This window comes from Lactococcus cremoris subsp. cremoris NBRC 100676, from assembly GCF_001591705.1.
Lineage (GTDB): Bacteria > Bacillota > Bacilli > Lactobacillales > Streptococcaceae > Lactococcus > Lactococcus cremoris.
In genome coordinates this window covers 1-1,263 of record NZ_BCVK01000115.1, presented here as the reverse complement: position 1 = coordinate 1,263, position 1,263 = coordinate 1, and the positions used below count along the sequence as shown (strand labels likewise).

Here is a 1,263-nt window from a genome sequence, read left to right as displayed (position 1 = left end):
GAGATTGATGTTGAAAGATATGAAGAATACATGATTTTTAAAAATAAATTATCAAGTAAAATTCAAGTGGAAAACAATAAAGAAAAAGAATTAAAAAATGAATATTTTAAAGCTGATATGCGTACTAAGGTTTTCAAAGTTAAAACTATAATTGAAATAGAAAGAGAGGTTGATAATGCAGTTCAAGAAAAATTTGGATTTAAATATGCTTACAGACTGTTTACTATCTTTGATGAGATTCAAGTTGGTGGAGAAGGAGATATTGATAAGGTAAGAGAAAGCTTCTATAATCGTGTCATGAAGAATGCAAATAGCTCACAGAGCAAGCATGAACAAACAAAAAGAGTAAAAATGAATGAGAAAGTTTACTATCGTTTGGTACATAGCGGATTGTATGTTCAAGTAATGGATTCAGTTTTCTCTCAACTGATTGTTGAATCTAAGATGATTTATACGGTTGAGGAAGACCCAGAAGCTAAACAAAGACATTTGGATGGCTTAGAACGGTATATGGCAGAACAAAGACTAGAACAAGAAGAATTTTATAATCAAGATGATTTTATTGATATAGAATGGATATTGCAAGAACAGGAAGCACAAGAATATATGACTGATAAGGAACAGGAAGCGCTATATAATCAAATGGTCAATGAATATGAGTATGAGTATAAGTAAGTCGCTAGGGCTATCACTTACAACTGAATTTAAAATAAAGAGGAGAAAATTATGAATACACTTAAAAATTTAAAAGAAATGCAAGAACAACTCGAAAAACAATCTATGTTGATGGACGAAGTTGAAGCAAGATTAGGACTAATAGAAAATAAACAGATATAAAAAGAAATTTATTTTTAAACTAGTATCGTTCTTTTTGATTTGGAATTAACCAATATTGTCTGAACGAGAGTGTTTGAATAATAGTTCAGTATAACCTGGGGGATGGGTTTTTACCAAGTTAAGTAAACTAATACTTCTAAATATTATTACCACTATACTCGTTCAACTATCAAATATTTCAAATATTTGTAGATAAAAAGATTTGGGTGGATTAATACATACTTTATATAAATGTACTCTAAACTTTGTTTTCAAATATTAATTAATTTAGAATATTGCACGCGCTTTTGTCCATTTATATTCAATTGTTTGTAAATAACCATGTTTCGCCCAACTATTCAAGAAATATAAAAAAGTAATCGAAAAAAAATACTATGTGATACATGGTATTTTTTATATATTTGTTTATAGCTATGCTAATTTTTT

The 1,263-nt window shown here is 28.2% G+C and carries 1 protein-coding gene; it reads left to right on the top strand.

Going from position 1 to position 1,263, the window contains the following annotated elements; all coding sequences use genetic code 11:
* Positions 1-675, top strand: a 675-nt coding sequence (locus LLA01S_RS12000; RefSeq protein ID WP_218006054.1) for a hypothetical protein, incomplete at its 5' end; no start/stop codon positions are given.
* Between the last annotated feature and the right edge of the window lie 588 nt (positions 676-1,263).